This is a genomic window from Lysobacter sp. GCM10012299, assembly GCF_042649405.1.
Taxonomy (GTDB): domain Bacteria; phylum Pseudomonadota; class Gammaproteobacteria; order Xanthomonadales; family Xanthomonadaceae; genus Lysobacter_J.
Genome location: NZ_JBHRZC010000001.1, coordinates 718,496 through 744,662, shown reverse-complemented (window position 1 = coordinate 744,662; position 26,167 = coordinate 718,496). Strand labels below are relative to the sequence as shown.

Annotated in this window: 25 protein-coding genes and 1 tRNA gene; 22 read left to right on the top strand and 4 right to left on the bottom strand. The window is 66.2% G+C overall.

The window, feature by feature from the left end; translation table 11 throughout:
* Positions 1-193: 193 nt before the first annotated feature.
* The 6 genes from ACFOPO_RS03605 to rnt all read left to right on the top strand — a co-directional run bounded on the left by ACFOPO_RS03605 (position 194) and on the right by rnt (position 4,298).
* Entirely contained in the window at positions 194-709 is a 516-nt protein-coding gene (locus ACFOPO_RS03605; protein ID WP_386700926.1) for an RNA polymerase sigma factor, read from the top strand.
* 113 nt (positions 710-822) lie between these two features.
* On the top strand, positions 823-1,212 hold the full coding sequence (locus ACFOPO_RS03600; RefSeq protein ID WP_386700924.1) for a hypothetical protein: 390 nt from the start codon (positions 823-825) through the stop codon (positions 1,210-1,212).
* A 3-nt stretch (positions 1,213-1,215) separates the two neighbouring features.
* Positions 1,216-2,094, top strand: coding sequence for a DUF692 domain-containing protein (locus ACFOPO_RS03595; RefSeq protein WP_386700922.1), 879 nt, complete (start codon positions 1,216-1,218; stop codon positions 2,092-2,094).
* Complete coding sequence (locus tag ACFOPO_RS03590; RefSeq protein ID WP_386700920.1) at positions 2,087-2,869, top strand: DUF2063 domain-containing protein; 783 nt, start codon at positions 2,087-2,089, stop codon at positions 2,867-2,869. The genes ACFOPO_RS03595 and ACFOPO_RS03590 overlap by 8 nt, the downstream gene beginning before the upstream one ends.
* Positions 2,870-2,927: 58 nt before the next feature.
* Positions 2,928-3,575, top strand: a complete 648-nt coding sequence (locus tag ACFOPO_RS03585; RefSeq protein WP_386700918.1) for a DoxX family protein — start codon at positions 2,928-2,930, stop codon at positions 3,573-3,575.
* A 42-nt stretch (positions 3,576-3,617) separates the two neighbouring features.
* A complete protein-coding gene (rnt, locus tag ACFOPO_RS03580) occupies positions 3,618-4,298 on the top strand; it encodes a ribonuclease T (protein ID WP_386700916.1) in 681 nt (226 codons plus the stop codon).
* A 3-nt stretch (positions 4,299-4,301) separates the two neighbouring features.
* On the opposite strand, the gene sugE is transcribed toward rnt, so the two are convergent.
* From sugE to rnr, 3 genes are all read right to left on the bottom strand, one after another.
* On the bottom strand, positions 4,302-4,619 hold the full coding sequence (gene sugE, locus ACFOPO_RS03575) for a quaternary ammonium compound efflux SMR transporter SugE (RefSeq protein ID WP_386700914.1): 318 nt from the start codon (positions 4,617-4,619) through the stop codon (positions 4,302-4,304).
* Positions 4,620-4,761: 142 nt separating this feature from the next.
* On the bottom strand, positions 4,762-5,523 hold the full coding sequence (gene rlmB, locus ACFOPO_RS03570; protein ID WP_158731509.1) for a 23S rRNA (guanosine(2251)-2'-O)-methyltransferase RlmB: 762 nt from the start codon (positions 5,521-5,523) through the stop codon (positions 4,762-4,764).
* Between the two features lie 48 nt (positions 5,524-5,571).
* A complete protein-coding gene (gene rnr, locus ACFOPO_RS03565; protein WP_386700912.1) occupies positions 5,572-7,992 on the bottom strand; it encodes a ribonuclease R in 2,421 nt (806 codons plus the stop codon).
* A 169-nt stretch (positions 7,993-8,161) separates the two neighbouring features.
* Between rnr and ACFOPO_RS03560 the strand changes: the two genes are divergently transcribed.
* Positions 8,162-9,457 (top strand): hypothetical protein, encoded by a 1,296-nt coding sequence (locus ACFOPO_RS03560; RefSeq protein WP_386700910.1) that lies wholly within the window; start codon positions 8,162-8,164, stop codon positions 9,455-9,457.
* A 96-nt stretch (positions 9,458-9,553) separates the two neighbouring features.
* Here ACFOPO_RS03560 and ACFOPO_RS03555 read toward each other — a convergent pair.
* A tRNA-Leu gene (locus tag ACFOPO_RS03555) sits at positions 9,554-9,638 on the bottom strand.
* A 283-nt stretch (positions 9,639-9,921) separates the two neighbouring features.
* Between ACFOPO_RS03555 and rnk the strand changes: the two genes are divergently transcribed.
* The 15 genes from rnk (at position 9,922) to ACFOPO_RS03480 (ending at position 26,166) form a co-directional block, all read left to right on the top strand.
* Complete coding sequence (gene rnk, locus ACFOPO_RS03550) at positions 9,922-10,338, top strand: nucleoside diphosphate kinase regulator (protein ID WP_386700908.1); 417 nt, start codon at positions 9,922-9,924, stop codon at positions 10,336-10,338.
* 61 nt (positions 10,339-10,399) lie between these two features.
* Positions 10,400-12,643 (top strand): DNA topoisomerase IV subunit A, encoded by a 2,244-nt coding sequence (gene parC, locus ACFOPO_RS03545; protein ID WP_386700906.1) that lies wholly within the window; start codon positions 10,400-10,402, stop codon positions 12,641-12,643.
* Complete coding sequence (locus ACFOPO_RS03540; RefSeq protein ID WP_386700904.1) at positions 12,643-13,305, top strand: thiopurine S-methyltransferase; 663 nt, start codon at positions 12,643-12,645, stop codon at positions 13,303-13,305. Before parC ends, ACFOPO_RS03540 begins: the two co-directional genes overlap by 1 nt.
* 44 nt (positions 13,306-13,349) lie before the next feature.
* On the top strand, positions 13,350-14,765 hold the full coding sequence (hemN, locus tag ACFOPO_RS03535; RefSeq protein WP_386700902.1) for an oxygen-independent coproporphyrinogen III oxidase: 1,416 nt from the start codon (positions 13,350-13,352) through the stop codon (positions 14,763-14,765).
* A 19-nt stretch (positions 14,766-14,784) separates the two neighbouring features.
* Positions 14,785-15,540: a helix-turn-helix domain-containing protein gene (locus ACFOPO_RS03530; protein WP_386700900.1), complete on the top strand. Its 756-nt coding sequence runs from the start codon at positions 14,785-14,787 to the stop codon at positions 15,538-15,540.
* A 139-nt stretch (positions 15,541-15,679) separates the two neighbouring features.
* Positions 15,680-17,953, top strand: coding sequence for a nitric-oxide reductase large subunit (locus tag ACFOPO_RS03525; protein ID WP_386700897.1), 2,274 nt, complete (start codon positions 15,680-15,682; stop codon positions 17,951-17,953).
* A gap of 72 nt (positions 17,954-18,025) precedes the next feature.
* The gene (locus ACFOPO_RS03520; RefSeq protein ID WP_386700895.1) at positions 18,026-19,306 is read left to right on the top strand and encodes an NnrS family protein; all 1,281 of its coding nucleotides are present in this window, start codon (positions 18,026-18,028) and stop codon (positions 19,304-19,306) included.
* 20 nt (positions 19,307-19,326) lie between these two features.
* Positions 19,327-19,728 (top strand): SirB2 family protein, encoded by a 402-nt coding sequence (locus ACFOPO_RS03515; protein WP_386700893.1) that lies wholly within the window; start codon positions 19,327-19,329, stop codon positions 19,726-19,728.
* 271 nt (positions 19,729-19,999) lie between these two features.
* The gene (gene fabA / locus ACFOPO_RS03510) at positions 20,000-20,515 is read left to right on the top strand and encodes a 3-hydroxyacyl-[acyl-carrier-protein] dehydratase FabA (RefSeq protein WP_386700891.1); all 516 of its coding nucleotides are present in this window, start codon (positions 20,000-20,002) and stop codon (positions 20,513-20,515) included.
* Positions 20,516-21,739: a beta-ketoacyl-ACP synthase I gene (gene fabB / locus ACFOPO_RS03505; RefSeq protein ID WP_386700889.1), complete on the top strand. Its 1,224-nt coding sequence runs from the start codon at positions 20,516-20,518 to the stop codon at positions 21,737-21,739.
* A gap of 304 nt (positions 21,740-22,043) precedes the next feature.
* The gene (gene nirK / locus ACFOPO_RS03500; RefSeq protein ID WP_386700886.1) at positions 22,044-23,120 is read left to right on the top strand and encodes a copper-containing nitrite reductase; all 1,077 of its coding nucleotides are present in this window, start codon (positions 22,044-22,046) and stop codon (positions 23,118-23,120) included.
* Between the two features lie 20 nt (positions 23,121-23,140).
* Positions 23,141-23,902 carry a formylglycine-generating enzyme family protein gene (locus tag ACFOPO_RS03495; RefSeq protein ID WP_386700884.1) on the top strand — a complete coding sequence of 254 codons (762 nt, stop codon included), beginning with the start codon at positions 23,141-23,143 and terminating at the stop codon, positions 23,900-23,902.
* Positions 23,899-24,486, top strand: coding sequence for an SCO family protein (locus ACFOPO_RS03490; protein ID WP_386700882.1), 588 nt, complete (start codon positions 23,899-23,901; stop codon positions 24,484-24,486). The genes ACFOPO_RS03495 and ACFOPO_RS03490 overlap by 4 nt, the downstream gene beginning before the upstream one ends.
* A 42-nt stretch (positions 24,487-24,528) precedes the next feature.
* On the top strand, positions 24,529-24,987 hold the full coding sequence (gene azu / locus ACFOPO_RS03485; RefSeq protein ID WP_386700880.1) for an azurin: 459 nt from the start codon (positions 24,529-24,531) through the stop codon (positions 24,985-24,987).
* A 69-nt stretch (positions 24,988-25,056) separates the two neighbouring features.
* Complete coding sequence (locus tag ACFOPO_RS03480; RefSeq protein WP_386700878.1) at positions 25,057-26,166, top strand: PLP-dependent cysteine synthase family protein; 1,110 nt, start codon at positions 25,057-25,059, stop codon at positions 26,164-26,166.
* Position 26,167 lies beyond the last annotated feature (1 nt).

Sequence of the window (26,167 nt, the reverse complement as noted above, 5' to 3'; positions counted from 1 at the left end):
CCGTCTTTGCGCGGATAGCAGGTGGCCAGGGCAGTGGCTACGATGTGCCGTCCCCTGAGGCGGCAGAACTGAACGAACTCTAAATGCAGGCGCTGATTAGCGCCTGCACCGAATCATTCCGCCCTCTCCCCAACTCATGGCTTATGCGCCGGCCCCAAGCCGGCCCCAAGCTCTGCCAGGAGAACCCCGCGGCATGAAACAACTTATGGCCAATGGCGATCTGCAAGCGGCACATCTGGGTGATGGCCTCGCACTGGAGCGCGTGCTGTGCCAGTCGCGCCAGGACCTGCGCCGCTACGCCGAGTTCCACTGTGTCGTCAACGACGTCGAAGATGCCGTCCAGGAAAGCCTGATAACGGTTTCACGCAAGCTCGGCGACCTGCGCACGCTCGAATGCTTCACCTCGTGGGCGTTCCGCATCGTCAAGCGCGAATGCAACCGGCTCAAGCGCGGCCGGCGCTGGGTTACCGGCGACGCCATCACCGACGAGATCATGCCGGTCGTCACTCCGGAACCGACGGAATGGCGCCACGATGTCGCCGCAGCGCTGGAATCGTTGCCCGCCCACTACCGGGAAGTGGTACTACTGCGCGACCTCGAGGGACTAACGATCGCCGAAATAGCCGACCACCTCACGCTAACAAGCGAAGCGGTCAAATCGCGACTGCATCGCGCGCGGGCACTGGCACGCGATTACCTCAGCCAGTGAATCGTTTTGCCTTACCGGTGCCTCTGTATCGGCAACGGAAAGGACTGCACAGAGTTCGACCCGGACCGTTTTTCCAAGGCGGATCCCCCGCCACCACCCGCAGGAGAGAACAAATGTCGAAGCAGACCAACAAACCCATCGCCCTCGCCCTTGGTGCCATCGTTGGCGGCCTGGCCCTTTCGGGCTCGGCGTTCGCGATGAGCGACCTGGCCTCGGGCTACATGCTCGGCGCAGGCGCGGCCGCGTCCGACAACAAGGCCGCCGAAGGCAGCTGTGGCGTCGACAAGATGGACACCGACAAGGACGGCAAGGTCTCCAAGGCCGAGTTCGGCGCCGCCCACAAGGGCGACACCAGCAAGTTCGCCGCGCACGACGCCAACAAGGACGGCTTCATCACCGCCGACGAAGTCAAGGCAACCGAAGGCAAGTGCGGCGCCGACAAGGACAAGAAGAAGGCCGGTGAAGGCAAGTGCGGCGAAGGCAAGTGCGGTGGCTCGGCCTGAGTCATGACCGCGGACGGCATCGGCCAGCTTGAATCTGGTGCCGCCGGCCTCGGCTTGCGGCGGGCCCTGCTGGGCCCGCTGCAGTCGTCGCCGCCTGGCGACTTCGACTTCCTCGAATGCGCGCCGGAAAACTGGATAGGTGTCGGCGGCAAATTCGGAGCTGCACTCGAAGACCTGACGTCGCGCCATCCGCTCGTCTGCCACGGCCTGTCGCTGTCGCTCGGCGGCGTGGCACCGCTCGACGAGACCTTCCTGCATCGTGTCCGCCGCTTCCTCGACCTGCATCGGGTGCCGCTCTACAGCGAACACCTGAGCTACTGCAGCGACGACGGCCACCTCTATGACCTGCTGCCGATTCCTTTCACCGAGGAAGCGGTGCACCACGTCGCCGCGCGCATCCGCCAGACCCAGGACATCGTCGGCCGCCGCATCGCGGTCGAGAACGTGTCCTACTACGCCCCCGCCCCGGCCGATCGCGACCAGCCGGCGCTGCGCGAGATCGATTTCATCAAAGCCGTGCTGGCGGAGGCCGATTGCGACCTCCTCCTGGACGTCAACAACATCTACGTCAACGCGATCAACCACCGCTACGACGCCAGTGCATTCCTGGCCGCGCTGCCCAGCGAGCGCATCGCCTACATCCATGTCGCCGGCCACTACGACGAAGCGGACGACCTCAAGGTCGACACCCACGGCGCGCCGGTCAAGGACGCGGTGTGGTCGCTGCTCGGTGAGGCGTACCGCGTGCACGGCCTGCGTCCGACGCTGCTCGAGCGCGATTTCAACTTCCCGCCCTATGCCGAACTGGTCGGCGAGCTGGCGACCATCCGCAAGGTGATGGACGACGTGTCGCCGCGGAGCGCCAGGCGTGCACATGGCTGAGGCACCCGATCGCCTGCGCGCGCAGCAGTCCGCGCTGACCCGGCACCTGCGCGACCCGCAGGCCAGCCCGGCGCCGGACGGCTTCGAGGATCGCCGGCTGCAGATCTACCGCGAGCTGCTGTTCAACAACATCGAAGGCCTGCTGTCGGGCAACTTCCCGGTCATCGGCAAGCTGCTCGGCGCGGAGACCTGGAAGGCGCTGGTCCGCGATTTCTACCGGGACTACCGCTGCCACACGCCGCTGTTTCCCGAGATCGCGCGCGAGTTCCTGCGCTACCTGGAAGTTCGCGGCGAATCCGGCCGTGCAGGCGACCCGCCGTTCCTGCAGGAACTGGCGCATTACGAGTGGGTCGAACTGGCCTTGCAGATCGCCGAAATCGATGACGAGACCGGTGCCGATGCCAGCGGCAACCTGCTCGACGGCGCGCCCGCACTGTCACCCTTGGCCTGGCCGCTGGCCTACGCCTGGCCGGTGCACCGGATCGGCCCGGACTTCCAGCCCGCCGAGCCGCCGGCCACGCCGACGCTTCTGCTGCTGCGTCGCGACCCTGACGGTACGGTGCACTTTTCCGAACTCAGCCCGCTGGCCTTCCGCCTGATCCAGCGGCTTGGCGAATCGCCGCAGCTCACGGGTCGCGACCAGCTGAAAGCGTTGGCGGCCGAAGCCGGTAGCAGTGACGTCGCCGGCTTCATCGAGCAGGGCGCCGCGCTGCTGGAGCAGATGCGCGGCAGCGGCGTCGTACTGGGTTCCCGTCGCGCGAATCTTTCTGCCTGATCGGTGCCTCTTGTAGGGAGTGACGCCATGCCGGCGTCGTCCAATACGGAGCACCCCGATGTTCGACCGCAAGTACGGCCTGACCACCCTGCGCAACCGCCTGCAAGGCATTGGCGCCTGGGTGGCCCCCTTGGGACTGCGCCTGGTCCTGGCCTGGGAATTCTTTGAAGCCGGGCGCGAGAAGCTTCGCGGCGAGAACTGGTTCGGCCAGATCATGGAGGCGTTTCCGTTCCCGTTCGACCGGATCCCGGCTGACCTGAGCTGGGCGATGGCGACCTGGTTTGAACTGATCGGCGGCATCGCGCTGCTGATCGGTCTGTGCACGCGGTTCTTCGCCGCCTCGCTGTTCGTGCTGACGGTGGTGGCGATTGCCGCGGTGCATTGGCCCACCGACTGGATGGGGCTGGCGCAACTGGCCCAGGGCTATGCGATCAGCGACGACGGTGCCGGCAATTACAAGCTGCCGCTGATCTTCCTGGTGATGCTGCTGCCACTGATCTTCAATGGCGCCGGCCGGCTGAGCGTCGATGCACTGTTCGCGCGACTTGCGGCGATGCCGTCACCGCGCCCACAGGGTGACGTCCTCGGCTGGGGCATGGTCCTGCTGGTGAGCGGGCCGGTGGTGGCGATGCTGCTGCCGTTGCCAGGGGCGCTGATATCGGCCGCTGGCGCGATGACGCTGCTGGCCCGGCGCTGGCTAGCCTGATATGCGGGGCCGCTGATATGCGCGTCTGCTAGGCTTTTGCCCATGACCGATGCTGGCTCCTCCCCCAAGACTCCCGCTGCCCCCGCCCATCCGACGCTCGCGAGCCGCTTCCGCGGATTCCTGCCGGTCGTGGTGGACGTCGAAACCGGCGGCTTCGACTGGAACCGGCATGCGCTGCTCGAGATCGCGGTGGCACCCATCGACCTGGATGAAAATGGCCTGCTGGTGGTCGGCGAGATCACCAGCAGCCACGTCGTGCCGGCGGCCGGGACCGAGATCGATCCGAAGTCGCTGGAGATCACCGGCATCGACATCGACCATCCGTTCCGCGCCGCCCTGCCCGAGCGCGCCGCGCTCGAAGCCGTGTTCGCGCCGGTGCGCGCGGCGGCGAAGAAGCACGGCTGCCAGCGCGCGATCCTGGTCGGGCACAACGCCCACTTCGACCTCAACTTCCTCAACGCGGCGGTCGCGCGCAGCGGGCACAAGCGCAACCCGTTCCATCCCTTCAGCGTGTTCGACACGGTGACGCTGGCCGGCGTCGCCTACGGCCAGACCGTGCTCGCCCGGGCCGTGCAGGCGGCGGGCTTCGACTGGAACGGCGAAGAGGCGCACTCGGCGGTGTACGACACCGAGCGCACCGCGCAGCTGTTCTGCAAGATCGTCAATGCGTGGCCGAAGCCGATGCCGGTGGTGGTGCCACCACCGGCACCCGCATCCAGCTGAGACTCAGGGCGAGGCCAGCTTCAAGCCGACCAGGCCGGCGACGATCAGGCCGACGCTGACCAGTCGCAGCGCGTTCACCGGTTCGTTGAACAACACGATGCCCAGTATCACGGTGCCGACCGCACCCACGCCGACCCAGATCGCGTAAGCGGTGCCTACCGGCAGCGACTTCATCGCGATCCCGAGCAGGCCCAGGCTGATCGCCATCGCTGCAATGGTGCCGATCGTGGGCAACGTTTTGGTGAAGCCTTCGGTGTATTTCAGACCGATCGCCCAGCCCACTTCGAACAGGCCGGCGAGTACGAGGATGATCCAGGGCATGACAACGTCTCCAATCGTAGTGGGGTCGTCCCCTTGCGATGATGGAGAGGCGGGGTCGTCCCCGCTTCCTTGAGTGGGCGAAACGGTAGCACAGCGTCGCGCTACCTGATCCCGGCTATCGCCGGGACGGAGTGTTGCGCGATTACTTCGCCACGCCGCGCTGGCGCACGACTTCGAACAGCGTCACGCCTGCGGCCACTGATACGTTGAGGCTCTCGACGCCAAGGCTGCCCGCGCCCGGCATCGGAATCTTCACCAGCTGGTCGCAGTTCTCGCGCGTGAGGCGGCGCAGGCCGTCAGCTTCGCCACCCAGCACCAGGCCGACGTTGCCGCGCAGGTCGAGCGAGTACAGCGACGTGTCCGCTTCACCGGCCAGGCCGTACAGCCACACGCCGAGCTTCTGCAGGTCGCGCATGGTGCGGGCCAGATTGGTCACCGGAATCACCGCGACGCTGTCGGCGGCACCCGCGGAGGTCTTGCGCACGGTCGCGTTGACCTGCACCGACTTGTCCTTGGGGATGATCACCGCGGTGACACCGGCCGCGGCAGCGCTGCGCAGGCAGGCGCCGAGGTTGTGCGGGTCCTGCACGCCGTCGAGGATCAGCAGCAGCGCGCGACCTTCGGCAGCCTCGACCAGCGCCTCGAGTTCGTTCTCGTTCCAGGTCTTGGCGGCGGCATAGCGCGCGACCACGCCCTGGTGGCGCAGGTTGCCGACGACGCCATCGAGCGCCTGCGTGGCGACGCGGCGCACGTCGATATCCATGCGGCGCGCGTTGGCTTCGATCTCGACGATGCGCGGGTTCTTGGCGCCGGCTTCGATCAGCACTTCACGGACGTGCTCGGCATCGTGCTCGAGCGCGGCCGCGACCGCGTTGATACCGGCAATCCACTGCTTCTGACTCATTGCTTTCTCTCATGGCCCTGCGGGCCGATGCCACGCAGGGGGTGACTTTCAGTAGGGTTTCTTTGAACGCTTGGCCGGCTGCCCACGCGGCGGCAACGGCTTGGCGCCGCGCTCCTCGACCAGGCGGAAGTCGATCTTGCGGTCCTCGACGCTGGCCTTCATCACCACGATGCTGACGCGGTCGCCGAGGCGGAACTCGCGACCGGTGCGCTCGCCCGCGAGGGTCTTGCGGATCGGATCGAAATGATAATAGTCGTGCGGCAGCTGGGTCACGTGGATCAGGCCATTGACCTTGGAGTTGTCGAGCTCGACGAACAGGCCGAAGCTGGTGACGCCGCTGATCACGCCATCGAACTCGCCGCCGACGTGCTGCTCCATCCACGCGGCACGGTAGCGCTCGTCGACCTCGCGCTCGGCCTCGTCGGCACGGCGCTCGCGCTCGGAGCACTGCAGGGTCAGGGCCGCCATCTCGCTGGGCGAGTAGCGGTATTTTTCCGGGCGACCGCCGGTCAGCGCGTACTTGATCGCGCGGTGCACCAGCAGGTCGGGGTAGCGGCGGATCGGCGAGGTGAAGTGTGCGTACGCCTCCAGCGCCAGGCCGAAGTGGCCGACGTTGTCGGGTGAGTACACGGCCAGCGACTGGCTGCGCAGCAGCACCGACTCGATGAGCGCGGCATCGGCGCGCTCACGCACCTTCTTCAGCAGGATGGTGAAGTCGCGCGGTTCGACCTTCGCCCACGGCGGCATGCGCAGCTTGAATTCCTTCAGGAACTCCTGCAGGTCGGCGTACTTCTGCTCCGGCGGGCGCTCGTGGATGCGGTAAGGAGCAGGCACGTGGTGCTCGAGCAGGTACCTGGCCGCCTGCACGTTCGCGGCGATCATGCATTCCTCGATCAGCTTGTGCGCGTCGTTACGCTGCAGCATGCCGGCCTGGACGACCTCGCCCTTGGCGCCGAGAACGAAACGCACTTCGCTGGACTCGAATTCGATCGCGCCGCGGCGCTCGCGCGCCTTCGACAGGATGCGGTAGAGCTGGTGCAGGCGCTGGATGTTGGGCAGCAGCGAGCCGATCTGGCCGAGCGCTTCCTCGCGCGCATCGTCGGCGATGCCCTCGCCCACCGCATTCCAGACCTGGGTGTAGGTCAGGCGTGCGTGCGAGTTCATCACTGCTTCGTAGAACTTCGACTCGGTGACCTCACCATTCCGGTCGACCTGCATGTCGCAGACGAAGCACAGGCGGTCGACCTTCGGGTTGAGGGAGCAGATGCCGTTGGACAGCGTCTCCGGCAGCATCGGAACCACGAAGCCGGGGAAGTAGACCGAGGTCGCGCGCTTCTGCGCTTCGTCGTCGAGCGGCGTGCCGGGGCGCACATAGCTGGAGACGTCGGCGATGGCCACGATCAGGCGGAAGCCGTCGCGGTTGGGTTCGCAATAGACCGCGTCGTCGAAGTCCTTGGCGTCCTCGCCGTCGATGGTGACCAGCTGCAGCGCGCGCAGGTCGACGCGTTGCGCCGCGGTGGCGGCGTCGACGGTGAGCGGTACGGCCGCGGCTTCGTCGAGCACTTCCTGCGGGAACTCGTGCGGAATCTCGTGGCCGTGGATGGCTGCCTGCACTGCCAGCGAGGCGGTGAGGCGGTCGCCGAGTACTGCCAGGATGCGGCCGATCGGCGGGCGTTGCGGATCGGGTGCCTGCAGCAGCTCGCAGACCACCAGCTGGCCGTTCTGCGCGCCCAGGCGCTCGTCCGGCGGGATCTGCACGTTGCGCTGGATGCGGCGGTCGTCCGGGACGACATAGCTGATGCCGGCCTCGAGCACGAAGCGGCCGATCAGGCGATTGATGCGACGCTCCAGCACGCGCGTGATCGCACCTTCGCGACGGCCGCGGCGGTCGACGCCGGTGACGCTGGCGAGCACGCGGTCGCCGTGCATGGCCTTGCGCATCTCCATCGGCGGCAGGAACAGATCGTCGCCGCCGCCTTCCAGGCGCAGGAAACCGAAGCCGTCGGGGTTGGCAATCACCACGCCCGGCACCAGCGCGAGTTGCTGCGCCGGCAGGAATTCGCCCATGCGATTGCGCAGCAGCTGGCCGTCGCGAACCATCGCGCCCAAGCGCTTGCCGAGCGCGTCGAATCGCTCCGGCGCGGTCAGGCCCAGGCGCTCGGCCAGTTCCTCGGCGGGCATCGGGCCATCGCCATCGGCCAGCATCTGCAGGATCACTTCGCGGCTGGCGATCGGCTCGGCGTAGCGGGCGGCCTCGCGTTCGGCGTAGGGGTCCTGGAAGCCACGCGGACCACCGCCGCCGGCGCCACTGCGGGCGGGCAAATGCGGCGGGGGTTCGGGCATCCAGCCCGGGCGCTTGGCGGGCTTTTTTGCCCCGCCGGGTTTGCCGGACCTGGCGGGAGCGCCAGACGTCTTGCGCGAGGGGGACTTGGTGCCGGACTTGCCGCGACTCGGGGGTTTCTTGCTCATTCAGCCATGGTCGCACATCGGGATGAACGCGGTGTCGCCTCGCGGCAAATCCCTGCCGGATTCATGGCGTTTTCCGATGGTCCCTTAGGCACCGCGAGCGCCTAACTCCATGGGGCAAACCCACCGCAAACCGGCGGCTGGCCCTCCGAGCCCATGAAGAAGGAAAATCATGCACGAGACCACTGCGCGAACACGCCACCTACGATCGCTGGACAGCCCGGATTCGATGCACTCCGCAACCCGCTGGGTTCTGCTGGCACTGCTGTTTCTGAGCGCCACCGTGGGGGCCCAGACAACACCGGCAGCGGGCGGCTGGAGCTTGAATCGACCCGTCTACCTGTTTCGATCCGACGGCCGCCATTACGACGAGATATTCCGGGACGGTTTCCGGTCCCGGGGTACCTCCGACACCAACCTGGAAGCGTTCATCGTCTCCGCAAGCAACTCCGCCATCCCGTTCCGCTTCATATCGCTGACCGATGACGAGAACCTGCGCTTCTTCCAGAACCCCATGCTCGACTACTACAACAATGGAGGAGCAAGCCAGGGCCCCTTTGTCGGTTACCAGTATCGGATCGAAGCGGGCAACTTCGAGTACTCGGCGATTTCCTCGCTGGAACACGCCGCCGCCGCGTATCCCGGTTTCGCGGCGCAGTTGACGGCCACCCTGCGGCAGTATGAGCACCAGCGGGAATGGGTGGCACTGGATCGCGTCGAGAACCACCGGATCATCGACGTGCAAGTGCTTGAGCACATTCCCCGCTCATCCCCCGCGCAGTTTCGCGTCCTGCAGACGATCCCGAATCCGAATTACCGGCCGGGCACCCGGGCTGGCGGCAACCCCGGCCCTTACATTTTCCAGCCCGGCCGAATCACCGAGCCACGCCTCCTGGCAAATGCGCCAGGCGCGCGACGATTCTCGCCATCCTTTGGGCAGTGTTTTGGCTCCAGCCGCCCAAAACGATCCAGTGAAGGCAGCTGCGAACGCGATTTCGCCCAGTCCGACGCGCAACTCAACGATTACTTCAACACGGAGACGGGCAAGGGCGAGAACGGACTGACGCCCTGGAAATCAAACGCCCACACGCGACTGTATTCCGTGATCGAGGGCGTCGATTTCTGCACCATCGACATCCAGCGCGGTTCGTACCAGATCGTCATCCGGTGCCCGACCACGAACCGCCACCTTTACACGCCCAGGAAGTTCGACGTGCTGCTGTCTGCCGGAGGCAGGGTCCGAACCTACGTGGACACGAGAATCCCCTACGACCGGCTCAGGCGGACGAACGAGACCAACGCCGTGTCCTACAGCATCCGTGCAGAGGACATCCCGACGGTGTATTCGGGCTTCAATTTCGACTTCTACACGTCGAAACGGACGCCGCTCGGCACGATCTTCTCGGGAAGTACGGGCAACTGGTGGACAGGGGTCCGGCTGCGTCCGCACTACCCCGTTCAGCCGTAACCGCCGCGACGCCCCACAGGCGCAGGGCCCCGCCGGCCCAAACGCAAAAACCCCGCCGAAGCGGGGTTATTGTGAGGGTGGTAAACCCTGAATAAATGGTGCCCAGGAGAGGACTCGAACCTCCACGGTTTTACCCGCTAGTACCTGAAACTAGTGCGTCTACCAATTCCGCCACCTGGGCTCTCTGCAACGGTTTGCGCCGTGCGAGGCCGCGTATGTTGCGTTGCGGCGGCCACCTTGTCAACGGCTTGTGAGCAATTTTTTTTGGTGACGGCGGAAGCAACAGCAAAATGGGTCCCGGAGTTCGCCGGGATGACGGGGTTACGTTGCTGCTGGACCTTGAATGAATCCGCCGGGAGGCGCCTGTTGCCGCCTTCCGGATTCGGGGCTATGGTCGCCGTACATCACTAATTGGCGGGCGACGCACCCGGTGCGTCGCCCGCGCTGCTATTGGAGACCCATCGATGAACCACCCCATTCCCCCGCCCCTGCTGATGTCACGCCTGGACGTGGAGCGCATCGAAGCCCTGCTCGAGTTGCCGATCGCCGAAGGCATCGACACGTCGGCGCTGGAGGCGGAGCTGGAACGGGCCGAAATAGTGGAGCCGGGACAGATGCCCACGGACGTGATCACCATGAACACGACCGCCCGCTTCCTCGACGAGACCAACGGCGAAGAGCACGAGCTGACCCTGGTGTACCCGCGCGATGCCGATGGCAGCCCGGACAAGGTCTCGATCCTGGCGCCGGTCGGCAGCGCCCTGCTCGGCCTGCACGTGGGCGATTCGATCGAATGGCCGCTGCCCGGCGGCCGCACCATCCGCCTGAAGGTGCTGTCGATCCGCTACCAGCCCGAAGCCAACGGCGAAGCCCATCGCTGATTGGCTTCACTGCCACCGCTAGAATTCGCCCCAACGACTTTCCGCAGGTCCGCATCGCTACATGAACGAAACCGTCCGTCCGGCCTTCCACGGCTTCGAGCAGATCCCCCTGCGCGAGTACGCCGAGCGCGCCTACCTCGATTACTCGATGTATGTCGTCCTCGACCGCGCCCTGCCCTTCCTCGGCGACGGCCTCAAGCCGGTGCAGCGCCGCATCATCTATTCGATGAGCGAGCTCGGCCTCAATGCCGGCGCCAAGCCGAAGAAGTCCGCGCGCACCGTCGGCGACGTCATCGGTAAATACCATCCGCACGGCGACAGCGCCTGCTACGAGGCGATGGTGCTGATGGCGCAGCCGTTCTCGTACCGCTATCCGCTGGTCGAGGGCCAGGGCAACTTCGGTTCGACCGACGATCCCAAGTCGTTCGCGGCGATGCGCTACACCGAGTCCAAGCTCACGCCCATCGCCGAAGTGCTGCTGGGCGAACTCGGCCAGGGCACGGTCGACTGGACGCCGAACTTCGACGGCACCCTGGAAGAGCCGACCTGGATGCCGGCGCGCCTGCCGCACCTGCTGCTCAACGGCACCACCGGCATTGCCGTGGGCATGGCCACCGACGTACCGCCGCACAACCTCAACGAGGTCGTCAGCGCCTGCCTGCGGCTGCTCGACGACCCCGACGCGACCACGCGCGACCTGTGCGAGCACGTGCTCGGTCCGGACTACCCGACCGCGGCCGAGATCATCACCCCTCGCGCCGACCTGCTGAACATGTACGAGACCGGCCTGGGCAGCGTCCGCGCCCGCGCCGTGTACGTGAAGGACGGCGGCAACCTGGTCATCACCGCGTTGCCGTACCAGGCCTCGCCCGGCAAGGTGATCGAGCAGATCGCCACGCAGATGCGCGCCAAGAAGCTGCCGTGGCTGGAGGACATCCGCGACGAGTCCGACCACGCCAACCCGACCCGCATCGTGCTGGTGCCGCGCAGCAACCGCATCGACGCCGAACAGTTGATGGGCCACCTGTTCGCGACCACCGACCTCGAGAAGAGCTTCCGGGTCAATTTCAACGTGATCGGCCTCGACGGCCGTCCGCAGGTGAAGGGCCTCAAGGCGTTCCTGAGCGAGTGGCTGTCGTTCCGCACCGACACGGTCACGCGTCGCCTCAAGCACCGCCTCGAAAAGGTCGAGCGCCGACTGCACCTGTTGGAAGGCCTGTTGATCGCCTTCCTCAACCTCGACGAAGTGATCCGCATCATCCGCAGCGAGGACGAACCGCGCCCGGTGCTGATGGCGCGCTTCAAGCTCAGCGAAGAGCAGACCGACTACATCCTGGAAACCAAGCTGCGCCAGCTGGCACGCCTGGAAGAGATGAAGATCCGCGGCGAAGAGGCCGAGCTCGAAGCCGAGCGAGATCGCATCATCGCCACGCTCGACAGCAAGGCCAAGCTGAAGAAGCTGGTCAAGGATGAACTCATAGCCGATGCGAAGAAGTTCGGCGACGAGCGTCGTTCGCCGCTGGTCGCGCGCGGTGCCGCGCAGGCACTGTCGGAAACCGAACTGGTGGCCAGCGAGCCGATGACCGTCGTGCTCAGCGAGAAGGGCTGGGTGCGCGCGGCCAAGGGCCACGACATCGACGCGGCCGGCCTGAGCTACCGCGAAGGCGACGAGCTGCTGGCCGCGACGAAGAGCCGCAGCACGCAGCAGGTGGCGTTCCTCGATTCGACCGGTCGTGCCTATTCGACCGTGGTGCATTCGCTGCCCTCGGCGCGTGGCAATGGCGAACCGCTGACCGGCCGCTTCTCACCGGCACCGGGCGCGTCGTTCCAGGCGCTGGCCAGCGGCGACAACGACCAGCGTTTCGTCCTCGCGTCCAGCCACGGCTACGGCTTCGTCACCCGCTTCGAGAACCTCACCGGCCGCAACAAGGCCGGCAAGGCGATGCTGTCGCTGACGCCGGGTGCCAAGGTGGTCCAGCCAGCGCTGGTCGGCGACGTCGACCAGGGCCGGATCGCGGTGGTGACCAACGTCGGCCATCTGTTGACCTTCCCGGTCGGCGAACTGCCAGAGCTCGACAAGGGCAAGGGCAACAAGCTGATCGACATCCCCAAGGCCAAGCTCGGTACCGAGCGCGTGGTTGCGGTCGCGGTCGTGGCGCCGGGTTCGACGCTGGTGGTGACCTCCGGTGCGCGGACGATGTCGCTGTCGTTCAAGGACCTCGACGCCTACGTAGGTGCGCGGGCAACCCGCGGCGGCCTGCTGCCGCGTGGCTGGCAGAAGGTGGAAGGGTTGGCGGTCGAGTAATGCAGCCCGACTTCTGGCACCAGCGCTGGGCGGAAAAGCAGATCGGCTTCCATCAGGACAAGCCGACGCCATTGCTGCTCAAGCATTGGCCTTCGTTGCAGGTTGCAGCCGGCAGTCGCGTGTTCGTGCCACTGGCCGGCAAGAGCCTGGACATGGCCTGGTTCGCGTCGCAGGGATTGCGCGTGCTCGGCGTCGAGCTGTCGCGGATCGCCGTCGAGGCGTTCTTCGCCGAGAACGGCCTCGAGCCCGACATCACCCAATCGCAGTACGGCAGCCACTACCGTGCCGAAGGCATCGAGCTGATCTGCGGCGATGCGTTTGCACTCGATGCGGCCGTGCTTGCCGACTGCACGGCCGTGTACGACCGGGCCGCCCTGATCGCCCTGCCCGCGCCGCTGCGCCAGCGCTATGTGCACGAACTCCATCCGCGCCTGCCGCAGCGCTGCCGCGGCCTGCTGATCACGCTGGAGTACCCGCAGCACGAGAAGGACGGCCCGCCGTTCGACGTGCGCGAGGGCGAGGTGCGCGAGCTGTACGGGCGCGACTGGGACGTGGCCACGCTGGAGCGTCGCGATATCCTGGCGCAGCAGCCGAAATTCATCGAAGAAGGCGTCACGGCGCTGGATACCGTGGTCTATCGGATCGACCGCCGCCGGTTTTGACCTGGATCAAGGCGGTCATCGCGCTCCCGGCCTAGCCTTCTGCCATGGCCACGCCGTCTCCCGCCTTCGACCCCGATCTGCTGCGCCGCTATGACCGGCCCGGGCCGCGCTATACCTCCTATCCGACCGCTCCCCAGTTCTCCACGGACTTCCAGTCCGGCGAACTGCGCGAGATGGCGGCCATCAGCAATGGCGACCCGATTCCGCGCCCGCTGTCGATCTACGTGCATGTGCCGTTCTGCGCGAGCCCCTGCTTCTATTGCGGCTGCAATCGCGTCATCACCCGCGACAAGGCCCGCGGCGACGCCTACCTGACCCGTCTGTACCGCGAGATCGGGATGATGTCGACGCTGTTCGACCGCGATCGCGAAGTCGCGCAGCTGCACCTGGGCGGCGGCACGCCCAACTTCCTCGCACCGGACCAGATCGCCGAAGTCGTCGACGTGATCCGGCGCCACTTCTCGCTTTCCAACAGCCCGTTCTCCCGTGACGGCGAGCTTGAGTGCTCGATCGAACTCGATCCGCGCTTCGTTTCCCCCGACGACATCCGCATCCTCGCCGAAGCCGGCTTCAACCGCGCCAGCCTCGGCGTCCAGGACTTCGACCCGGTGGTGCAACAGGCGGTCAACCGGATCCAGAGCGTGGAGGAAACGCTGGCGATCATCGAGGCGTGCCGCAAGCACGGCCTGCGGTCGGTCAACGTGGACCTGATCTATGGCTTGCCGCTGCAGTCGCCGGACGGTTTCGAACGCACCCTCGACATCACCCTGGCCGCGCGCCCGGATCGCCTGGCGATCTACAGCTATGCGCACCTGCCTTCCCTGTTTCGCCCGCAGCAGCGTATCCGCAGCGAAGATCTGCCCTCCCCGGCGGTCAAGCTCGGATTGCTGCAGCGGGCGATCGAGCGCCTTGGCGAAGCGGGCTATGTCTATATCGGCATGGACCATTTCGCCCTGCCCGAGGATGACCTCGCCGTGGCCCAGGCGCGCGGTGGCCTGCATCGCAACTTCATGGGCTATACCACGTGCGCCGACAGTGACCTGATCGGGCTCGGGGTCAGCGCGATCAGTCACATCGGCGCCAGCTTCAGCCAGAACCCGCGTGACCTTCCCAGTTGGGAACACGCCATCGACGAAGGCCGCCTGCCGGTCTGGCGCGGCATGCGCCTGGACGACGACGACCTGGTCCGGGCCGACGTCATCCAGCAGCTGATGTGCCACGGCGAGATCGACATCGGCGTGGTCGAGCGCCGCCACCTCATCGACTTCGCCAACTACTTCGGGCAGGCACTGCAGCGCCTGCAACCGCTGCAGCACGACGGACTGGTCGACGTGTCCGCCACCCACATCCGGGCCACCTCCCGGGGCCGGTTGCTATTGCGTATCCTTGCCTCGTGTTTCGACCGATACCTCCCCAGCCAGCCCGACGCTGCTCCTGCGCAGTTCTCGCGGACCGTGTGAACCGGGACGGAGCCTGCGCATGAGTTCGGGCGTCATGTTTCCGCATACCGACGCCAGCATCCTGGCTGACGACGGCGATCCGGTCACGTTCTGCTCCACCTGCGCCTTCTCCCAGGCCTGCCTGTCGTCGGGCATGGACAAGAGCGCGCTGGCGGAGCTGCACGTGCTGGTCGAGCATGTCGGTCCGCTGCACGCCGGCGACCATGTGTTCCGCGAAGGCGATCCCTTCGGCGCGATCGCCGCCGTGCGCGCCGGCACCGTCAAGACCTACATGACCGATGCCGACGGGCGCGAGCAGGTGCTGGGCTTCCACCTGCCCGGCGAGGTGATCGGCCTCAACGCCATCCACGACGATCGCTACCCCTGCAACGCCGTCGCCCTGGACACGGTGATGCTGTGCCGTTTCTCGTTCCCGCGCATCGCGCTGCTGGCCACGCGACTGCCCAATCTGCAACAGCACCTGTTCAAGCTGATGAGCCGCGACATCGGCGTGGCCTCGCTGTTCGCCGGCGACCATTCCGCGGACGAACGCATGGCCGCCTTCCTCATCGGCCTGTCGCGACGCCTGGCCCTGCGCGGGTTCTCGCCGCGTCGCTTCCAGCTGACGATGTCGCGCACTGACATCGCCAACTACCTGCGCCAGGCGCCGGAGACGGTCAGTCGCGTGCTGCGCCGTTTCGAGCGCGATGGCCTGCTGGCCATCAAACAGCGCGACGTCGAGATCCTCGACATGCCGCGGCTGGAAGCGCTCGCGCTGACCATACTGCGCCACTGATCGCGACCGAGCCGCGGCCGGGCCGCAGTTGCCTCGCGCTCCATCCGGGACGATCCACTCCGCCTTGATCTGCGTCATGGAGCCGGCAGGCCGTGCAGGCAGAACATGCCGGCGTCCGTTCCATCACTGGAGTGCCGCAATGAATTCCACCCGCAAGCTTTGGGCAGGATTGGCGATCCTGCTCATCGCTTCGTTTGCCGTCCTGATCTGGGTCGGCAGCGAAATCCACCGCCAACAACCCCCGATGCCCGAACAGGTGGTCGGCGCCAACGGCGAAACGATCTTCACCCGCGCCGACATCGAGACCGGCCGCCAGGTCTGGCAATCGATCGGCGGCCAGCAGCTGGGCTCGATCTGGGGGCACGGCGGCTACGTCGCGCCGGACTGGAGCGCCGACTGGCTGCACCGCGAAGCCGAAGCCGTCATGGACGGCTGGGCACGCAAGGAATCCGGCGTCGACAGCTACAAGCAACTCGACGCCACCCTCCAGGCCGGTTACCGCGCCCGCCTGCAGAAGATGATGCGGACCAACACCTACGACGCATCGACCGGAACCATCCGCCTGGATGACGACCGCGTCGCCGCGATCGCCAAGGTCGCGGCGCACTACCAGAGCCTGTTCGGCACCGACCCGGCCACCGCGGGACTGCGTGAGGCGTACGCGATGCGCGACGGCACCGTCGCCGATGCAGCGCACCGCCGCATGCTGACCGCGTTCTACTGGTGGACCGCGTGGGCAGCGGTCAGCGAGCGGCCCGGTTCGGACATCACCTACACCTCCAACTGGCCGGCCGACGACCTGGTTGGCAACAAGCCACCGTCCAGCGCCTTCGTCTGGACGGTGTTCAGCGTGCTGTTCCTGATCGCCGGCATCGGCCTGCTGGGTTGGCATTACGCCGTCAACCACGGCGACGAGTTCGCGCCGGCGCTGCCCAAGAGCGATCCATTGGCGGCGATCAAGGTCACCGCATCGATGAAGGCCACGGCCAAGTACTTCTGGGTCGTGATGGCGCTGTTCCTGACCCAGATCCTGCTTGGCGCGATCACCGCGCATTACCAGGTCGAAGGCCAGCAGGCTTACGGCTTCGCCCTGGCCGATGTGCTGCCCTATTCGCTGACGCGCACCTGGCACACGCAGCTTGCGGTGCTGTGGATCGCCACGGCCTGGCTCGGCATGGGGCTCTACATCGGTCCGGCGATTTCCGGGCACGAGCCGCATTTCCAGCGCCTGGGCGTGAACGTGCTGTGGGTCTGCCTGCTGGTGATCGTGGTCGGTGCCTTCGCCGGGCAATGGCTCGCCGTCATGCAGAAGCTGGGCCTGGAGAAGAACTTCTGGTTTGGCCACCAGGGTTGGGAATACGTCGACCTGGGTCGCTTCTGGCAGTGGTTCCTGTTCATCGGCCTTGGCCTGTGGCTGACCCTGGTCGGCCGCTCGCTGTGGCCAGCGTTGCGCAACGGCGGCGATTCGCGCTCGATCGTGATGCTGCTGTTCCTGTCGACCGTCGCCATCGGACTGTTCTACGGCGCCGGCCTGATGTGGGGCGAGCACACCTCGCTGTCGATGGTCGAGTACTGGCGCTGGTGGGTGGTGCACCTGTGGGTCGAGGGCTTCTTCGAGGTCTTCGCCGTGGCCGTGATGTCGTTCCTGTTCACGCGCCTGGGCCTGCTGCAGGTGCGCACTGCGACGGTGGCGGTGTTGTTCGCCACGATCGTGTTCATGGCCGGTGGCGTGCTGGGCACCTTGCACCATCTGTACTTCACCGGCACGCCCACCGCGGTGATCGCCCTGGGTGCCAGCTTCTCGGCACTGGAAGTGGTGCCGCTGGTCTACGTCGGTTTCGAGGCCTACCACAGCTACAGGATGAGCAAGTCGACACCGTGGATGCAGCGTTACCGCTGGCCGATCATGTTCTTCATCGCGGTGTCGTTCTGGAACCTCGTGGGCGCTGGCCTGTTCGGCTTCCTGATCAATCCGCCGCTGTCGCTGTACTACATGCAGGGCCTGAACCTCACGGCCACGCATGGCCACACGGCACTGTTCGGTGTCTACGGCATGCTCGGCATCGGCCTGATGCTGTTCTGCCTGCGCGGCCTGAAACCGGACGTGGTCTGGAACGAACGCCTGCTGCGGACCAGTTTCTGGGCGCTCAACCTCGGCCTGGCCGGCATGGCACTGTTCACGCTGCTGCCGCTCGGCATCCTGCAGCTGCTCGCAGCGCTCGATCACGGCTACTGGTACGCACGTTCGGCAGAGTTCATGCAGCAGCCGATCGTCGAGATGCTGGTGTGGATGCGCGTTCCTGGCGACACGATCTTCAGCGTCGGCGCGGTTTCGCTGGCCTGGTTCGTGCTGCAGCTGTGGATAGCACCGCGGCGTGAAGCGGCATTGGACGCGCTGCCGGCGCATCGCTGAACCGATCGCGCGTGGGGAGAGGGCCGCTTTTGCGGCCCTTTTTCTTTTGCAGATCGCGGAAGCGCTCTCCGGGTGATCCAGGTCAAGGCACTCCAGGCCCTGCGCTTCCACACTCACGCCATGCACCAGTCCACGCCCCTTCCCGCTTCCGGCCTGTCGACCCGTCACCTCGTCCAGGCCCCCCATCGGCTGATGTTCTTCATTGGCGCCGGCAATCTCCTGCTGGCGATGCTGTGGTGGGCCTTGTGGATGGCATCGGCACGCTGGAGCGGCTGGACGATGCCGCAATCGCCGATCTACGCCGGATGGCTGCACGCATTCATCATGCAGTACCTGGTGCTCCCCAGTTTCATCTTCGGTTTCCTGCTGACGGTGTTCCCGCGCTGGATGGGGCTGTCGCCGCCGCAGCGCTGGCACTACGTGCCGGTCGGCGCAGGCCTGATGGGCGGGCAGCTCGCGACCCTGCTGGGCGCCTGCGGCTGGGAAGTGGGCTTTACGGTCGGTCTGTGGATGGCCCTGGCCGGCTGGATCGCGGGCGTTGCCATCCTCGGCCGCCAGGTGCTGCTGGAAAAAGGCCGCACCTGGCACGCCTGGTCGTGCCTGGCCGGACTGACGCTGGGCCTCGTCGGCGTCGCCGCCTTCATCGCGTTCGCACTCGGCGCTTCCCCATTCTGGGTGATGTTCAGCGTCAAGGTCGGCAGCATCGGATTGCTGCTGCCGGTGTACATCACTGTCGCCCATCGGATGTTCCCGTTCTTCGCCGGCAACGTCGTGCCCGGCTATCAGCCATGGCGACCGATGGCGTGGCTGGCGACGATGTGGGCACTGCTGCTGGTGCACCTGGCGATGGAGCTGAGCCACGCATACGCCTGGCTGTGGCTGGCGGATGTACCGCTGCTGGTGGCCAGCGTCATCGCCCTGTGGCACTGGTGGCCCCGCGGACGCATGCCCGGCTTGCTGGCAGTGCTCTTCATCGGCACGGCATGGCTGCCGCTGACCTTCGGGCTGTATGTCACGCAAAGCCTCACGTACCTGATCACCGGTGAATTCGTGCTGGGCCGTGCGCCGATGCATGCACTGTTCATCGGATTCTTCGGCAGCCTGCTGGTGGCCATGGTGACGCGCGTGACGCAAGGCCATTCCGGACGGCCACTGGTGATGCCGCCGGTGGCGTGGTTCGCCTTCATCGCGATCCAGGTGGTCGCTGCCATGCGCGTGGCCGCCGAACTCATGCCCGATGTGCTGGCCTGGCAGGTGCTGGCCGCCGCGGGTTGGCTGCTCGCCTTCCTGCCCTGGGTCACGCGCATCGGCGTCATCTACCTCAGCCCGCGCGCTGATGGTCAACCAGGCTGAGCGGAATACGAGTCGAATCCATGATCGAGTTCTATCCGCAGATCAAGCTGGTGCACATCGCCGCGATCACCTGCAGCGGCGCACTGTTCGCCATGCGCGGCAGTGCCGCCGTGGCCGGCATGCGCTGGCCGATGGCAGCGCCGGTGCGCTACGTAAGCTACGGCATCGACACGGTGTTGCTGACCGCGGCGATGATGCTGCTGACGATCCTGCCGGGCGGTCTGTTCGCCAATGGTTGGCTGACGGTCAAGGTCGCACTGGTGGTGACTTACATCGTGCTCGGCGTGATGGCGATGCGTGACGGCCGCAGCCGCCGCGCGCGCGCCGGTTTCCTGGTCGCCGCACTTGTGGTGTTCGCGCAGATCTATTTCATTGCACGCGCGCACCATCCGCTCGGCGTGTTTTACCTCTGGCTGGGCTGATCCGGCGGCCGCACCGCCTGTGAACCTTGCCTCGGTCCGGGATGGGCCACCGACTGTGGTGGCCGCAGCTCGCTTCCGGGCGCGGCCCCTGCCTGAATGGCCCACGGCGCTGGAGCGCACTGGCAGGAGGTCAAGCACGCCCTCAGCGCCTCTGCGGCAATACGCTGGCTTGCATACGCGTCGGTACGGTTTTTCAGGCTTGATCGCAGTCATTGCAGCGACCAATGCAGACGACGACACTTGTCGGATTACCAAGTCGCAGCAGAGCCAGATGACCCGTCCCTCCTCATTCGATCGCGAGCAGTTGCTCGCATGCGCCAACGGCACCATGTTTGGTCCGGGCAATGCCCGCCTGCCGGCACCGCCGATGCTGATGTTCGATCGCATCACCGAGATTTCGACCGAGGGCGGTCGTTACGGCAAGGGCGTGATCCGCGCGGAACTCGATATCAACCCCGATCTGTGGTTCTTCGCCTGCCATTTCGAAGGTGACCCGGTGATGCCCGGTTGCCTGGGCCTGGATGCGATGTGGCAGCTGTGCGGCTTCTTCCTGCCGTGGCTGGGCGAACCCGGTCGCGGCCGCGCCCTCGGCGTGGGCGAGGTGAAGTTCACCGGCCAGGTACTGCCCAATGCCAAGCTGGTCCAGTACGAGATCGACATCCGCCGCGTGATGCGCGGCAAGCTGGCGCTGGTCATCGGCGAAGGCCGGATGTCGGTCGATGGCCGCGAGATCTACAGCGCGGACAACCTGCGCGTCGGTCTGTTCACTTCGACGGAGGGTTTCTGAGTGCGCAGGGTAGTCATCACCGGCCTGGGTATCGTTTCCTGCATCGGCAATGATCGCGCTTCGGTTTCCGCATCGTTGCGCGAAGGACGTCCCGGAATCAGTTTCGTCCCCGAGTACGAACAATTGGGGCTGCGCAGCCAGGTCGCGGGCGTTCCGCACATCGACCTGGATGCGCGGATCGACCGCAAGCTCAAGCGCTTCATGGGCGATGCGGCGGCCTACAGCTATGTGGCCATGCAGGACGCGATCGCAGACGCAGGTCTCGACGAGGAACAGGTGCGTAATGTCCGCACCGGCGTGATCGCCGGCTCGGGCGGCGGTTCGCCGCAATGGCAGATCGAAACCGCCGACCTGTTGCGCAACAAGGGCGTTCGTCGAGTCGGCCCGTACATGGTGCCGCGCACGATGTGCTCGACGGTATCGGCCTCGCTGGCCACCGCGTTCGGCATCCGCGGCCACAGCTATTCGGTGTCCGCGGCCTGCGCGACCTCGGCGCATTGCATCGGCATGGCCGCCGACCTCATCCGCCTTGGCGTGCAGGACGTGGTCTTCGCCGGTGGCGGCGAAGAAGTGCATTGGGGCATGACTTCGCAGTTCGATGCCATGGGCGCGCTGTCGACCCATCGCAACGACAACCCGCTTGCGGCATCGCGCCCCTATGACGCCGACCGCGACGGATTCGTCATCGCCGGCGGCGGCGGCATGCTGGTGCTGGAGGATTACGACCACGCCAAGGCTCGCGGCGCGCGCATCATCGCCGAGCTCGTGGGCTACGGCGTGACCTCCGATGGCGCCGACATGGTCGCGCCCTCGGGCGAAGGCGCGGTCAGGTGCATGCAGATGGCCCTGGCCGGGCTGGATGGCCAGGGCGTCGGTCCGGTCGACTACCTCAACACCCACGGAACCTCGACGCCCTTGGGCGACGTGGTCGAGCTGGAAGCGGTTCGCGCGGCATTCGGCGACGCGATCCCGCCGCTGTCGTCGACCAAGGCGCTCAGCGGCCACTCGCTCGGAGCGGCCAGCGTGCACGAGGCGGTCTACTGCCTGCTGATGATGGAGGACGGCTTCATTGCCGGCTCGGCCAACATCGACACGCTCGATCCGCGCGCAGAGGGATTCCCAATCGTGCGCGAGAGCCGTGAGCAGCACTGCACGACGGTGATGTCGAACAGCTTTGGTTTCGGTGGCACCAACGCCACGCTGGTGTTCAAGCGCGTGCAGTAAGCGTCGACGCTGCCCGACGCGTCGGGCGGCGGCGCTTGCATCGATGGCATCCGATCGGCGTCACCGGTTTCGGTGACGCCGGCGCATGCGGATCTTCTACCCGCAGCCAACGCGCATCGGCTTTGACCAGGATCAAGCCCGAGCCCTTGGCGCGCAGCTTGCAGACCCGCCAGCGCACGCTACTTGCCCCAACGGCTCGTTCGCGCGTTCGCGCCGATTCGTTTGACATACATCAATGCGGGATGGGGTACCCGGGCCTACCTTGCCGCCATCGGCCATCCGGCCATTGGCAAGGCAGTCACACATGAGTCGCGTATCTCATCATCTGCTGTTCTATGCACTCGCAGGCGCCCTGGGCATCGGCGCACCGGTTGCGATCGCCGCAACCAGCCACGACGCGGCCACCGACAAGGCCGCCGTGCTGGGCGAGCCCATCAAGGCGGTGCTCACCGCTCCTCCCCTGGTGCCACCACCGACCAATCGCACCGCTCCGGCCAAGGTGGTCGTCGAGCTGGAAGTGGTCGAGAAGGAAATGCCGATCTCCACCGGCGTCACCTACAACTTCTGGACGTTCGGCGGGACCGTCCCCGGCAGCTTCATCCGTGTGCGCCAGGGCGATACGGTCGAGTTCAACCTGAAGAACGCCCACGACTCGCACATGCCCCACAACATCGACCTGCATGCCGTCACGGGCACCGGTGGTGGTGCGGAAGCGACGTTCACCCTGCCCGGCCACCAGACGACGTTCACCTTCAAGGCAATGAACCCGGGTTTGTACGTCTACCACTGCGCGATGCCGCCGGTCGGCATGCACATCGCCAACGGCATGTACGGCCTGATCCTGGTCGAGCCGCCGCAGGGCCTGCCCAAGGTGGACAAGGAGTACTACGTCATGCAGGGCGACTTCTACACCGAAGGCAAGTACGGCGAACCCGGGCTGCAGCCCTTCAGCCTGGAGAAGGCCATCGACGAACATCCCACCTATGTGCTCTTCAACGGCGCCGAGGGTTCGTTGACGGGCGACAAGGCGCTGTCCGCCCATGCGGGCGAGACCGTGCGCCTGTTCGTCGGCAACGGCGGCCCCAACCTGGTGTCGAGCTTCCACGTGATCGGCGAGATCTTCGACAAGGTCTACACCGAGGGCGGCAGCAAGTATCAGGAGAACGTGCAGACCACGCTGGTTCCGGCGGGCGGTTCGGCCATGATCGAGTTCAAGACGGATGTTCCGGGAAACTACATCCTCGTCGATCACAGCATCTTCCGTACGTTCCACAAGGGCACGCTGGGAATCCTCAAGGTCGACGGCGAGAAGGACGCGTCCGTCTACACCGGACAGCAGTCGAGCATGGAGCTCCCGCCAGCGGGCAAGTCCGGCCACTGACGGCGACGCGAAGCGCTACCGTGTCCACCTCGACCATGCTTTGGCTGGTGTTGCTGGCGACCTCGCCGCCGGCACCAGCCGCGGCCACGTACGTGGAGATTTCGGGCGGTGCGTTCCGCTCGACGATCCGCTACGAGGGAAATGACGGGAACAGCGCGGTCGCGAACTTCGCGCTCATGCAGCACGCAGTCAGCAACCGCGAGTTCCAGGCGTTCGTCATGCAGCACCCACAGTGGCGTCGCGATCGCGTGCCGGCGCTGTTCGCCGACTCGGGATACCTCTCGCACTGGCAGGCGGCCGACGCGCCAGATCCACTCGACGCGGATGCGCCGGCGATACACGTCAGCTGGTTTGCCGCCGATGCCTATTGCAAGGCGCAGCAGGCGCGACTGCCGGACTGGGCGGAATGGGAATATGTCGCTGCCGCGGACCCCCAGCGGCGTGATGCCCGCGATGACCCGACCCGGCGAAGCCGCCTGTTTGCCGACGGTACGCCCCACGCCGTCGATGCAGGCAGGGACGCACCTGGCAACGCTTACGGCATTCACGGCCTCCACGGCGCCTCATGGGAATGGGTCGGCGATTTTTCCACGCTGCTTGGCGACAGCGACAAGCGTGGCGGGGACGACGGCGACCGCCTGCAGTTCTGCGGCGCCACCGGCCTGTCTTTCAACAATCGCGACGACTATGCCGTGCTCAAGCGCGTGGCCCTGTTGTCTGCCATGCAACCGCGCAGCACGTTGGGCAACCTCGGCTTTCGCTGCGCAAGGAGTCGACCATGAGACCTTTCCTTGCCGCACCCGTCACGAGTGTCGTGATGGGACTGCTGTTCTCGCTGCCTTCGCTGGCCTTCGCCGACGAGCTGCCTGGCGATTCGGTCTACCAGGTGGCTGCTTCGCTGACCGCCCAGGACGGCCGCAGCCTGTCCTGGCAGGACCTGCGCGGCCGCCCGATGGTGGTGTCGATGTTCTACAGCAACTGCCACCTGATGTGCCCGCTCATCATCGCCAGTGGCAAGGAGCTGCAGCAGCAGCTTTCGACCGGCGACCGTGACGCGCTTGAGCTGGCGGTGCTCAGCATCGATCCGGTGCGCGACACACCGGCCGCACTGCAGGAAGTGGCCGATGCGCACCGTCTGGACCCGCACTGGCACCTGTTACGCCCTCGCGACAGCGATGTGCGTACGCTGGCGGCGGTCCTCGACATCCGCTACCGCGCCCAGCCCGATGGAACCTTCAACCACACCAGCGCGTTGATCCTGCTTGACCGCGACGGCCGCGTACTCGCCCGCAGCGAGGTCACCGGCCTGAAGCCCGATCCGGGATTCGTCGCTCAGGTGAAGCGATACCTCGCTGCTTCGCCCTGACAACCGCTCACCCCATTTCCCCTTCTTCCCACGGAGTAGCCCATGAAGATCCTTTCCACGTCATTGCTCTGCCTCGGACTCCTTGCCGCGTCCGGATTCGCCCACGCCGCAAGCAACTGCACCCTCTCGCTCAAGGGCGACGATGCAATGCAGTTCGATTTGAAGACGGCCACGGTGTCGGCCGCGTGCCCCACCATCACCGTCGAGCTGTTACACACCGGCAAGCTGCCGGCCGCAGCCATGGGCCACAACGTGGTCATCAGCGCGAGCAAGGACGTGGACGCCATCGCGCGGGACGGCATCAAGGCCGGCGTGGCGAACAACTACATCACCAAGGGCGACACCCGCGTCATCGCCGCGACGACACTGGTCGGCGGCGGCCAGAAGACCAAGGTCACCTTCCCCGGCAAGAAGCTCACAGCCGGTGGCGACTACACGTTCTTCTGCAGCTTCCCCGGGCACTCGATGCTGATGAAGGGCAAGTTGACGGTCACCAAGTAAGGTCACGAGCTGCGCGCACCCGCTCCGGCGGGTGCGCCGCCTGCCCATTCCTGAGAGGCGGAGGCAACGATGGCAGGCAACCACCGCGATTGGGTCGCCAAGGCCATCGCCAGGATCGAGGCCGACTTCAATCGCTCATCCGACACGCATCTGATTCCGATCGAGCTGCCAGGCTATCCCGGCATCGACGTCTACCTGAAGGACGAGTCCAGCCACCCCACCGGCAGTCTCAAGCACCGGCTGGCGCGCTCGCTGTTTCTCTATGCACTGGCCAATGGCTGGCTGCATGAGGCCAGCACCGTGGTGGAAGCCTCCAGCGGTTCGACCGCGGTGTCGGAAGCCTACTTCGCGCGGCTTCTCGGCCTGCCCTTTGTCGCGGTCATGCCCCACGGGACGTCGCCGGAGAAGATCCGCGCCATCGAGTTCTACGGTGGCCAGTGCCACCTGGTCGACAGTGCCTGCGGGCTGGACGAAGCGTCGCGGCGGCTGGCGCGCCAGAGCGGCGGCCATTTCATGGATCAGTTCACCTACGCCGAACGCGCCACTGACTGGCGTGCCAACAACAACATCGCCGAGTCGATCTTCAGGCAAATGGCGCTGGAGCCGCATCCGGTGCCGGCATGGATCGTGTGCAGCGCCGGCACCGGCGGCACCTCGGCGACGCTCGGCCGATACGTCCGGTATCGTCGCCACGACACCCGCATCCTCTGCGCCGACCCGGAATCGTCGGTGTTCTTCGACTACTACGCCGGCGCAATGCGCGGACACGTCGACGCCAGCCTGTCGCTGCCGCACGGCTCGCGCATCGAAGGCATCGGCCGGCCGCGGGTGGAGCCCAGTTTCATACCGGGCTGCATCGACACGATGGTCAAAGTGCCTGATTCGCTGAGCCTGGCGGCGATGCGTCACGTCAGCGCCCGCCTGGGCCGTCGCGTCGGCGGATCGACCGGAACCAATTTCGTCGGCGTGCTGTACGCAGCGCAATGCATGCGATCTGCAGGCCAGACCGGGTCGATCGTCGCCATCCTGTGCGATGGCGGCGAACGCTATGCGCACAGCTACTACGCCGCCGTCTGGTACGACCGCAACGGCATCGACGTTGTCGACGCCGACGCCGCCGTGGTTGCCGCGCTGGAAGGCACAGACCTGGAGCTTGCAATCGCTGCAGCGCCGACCTGAT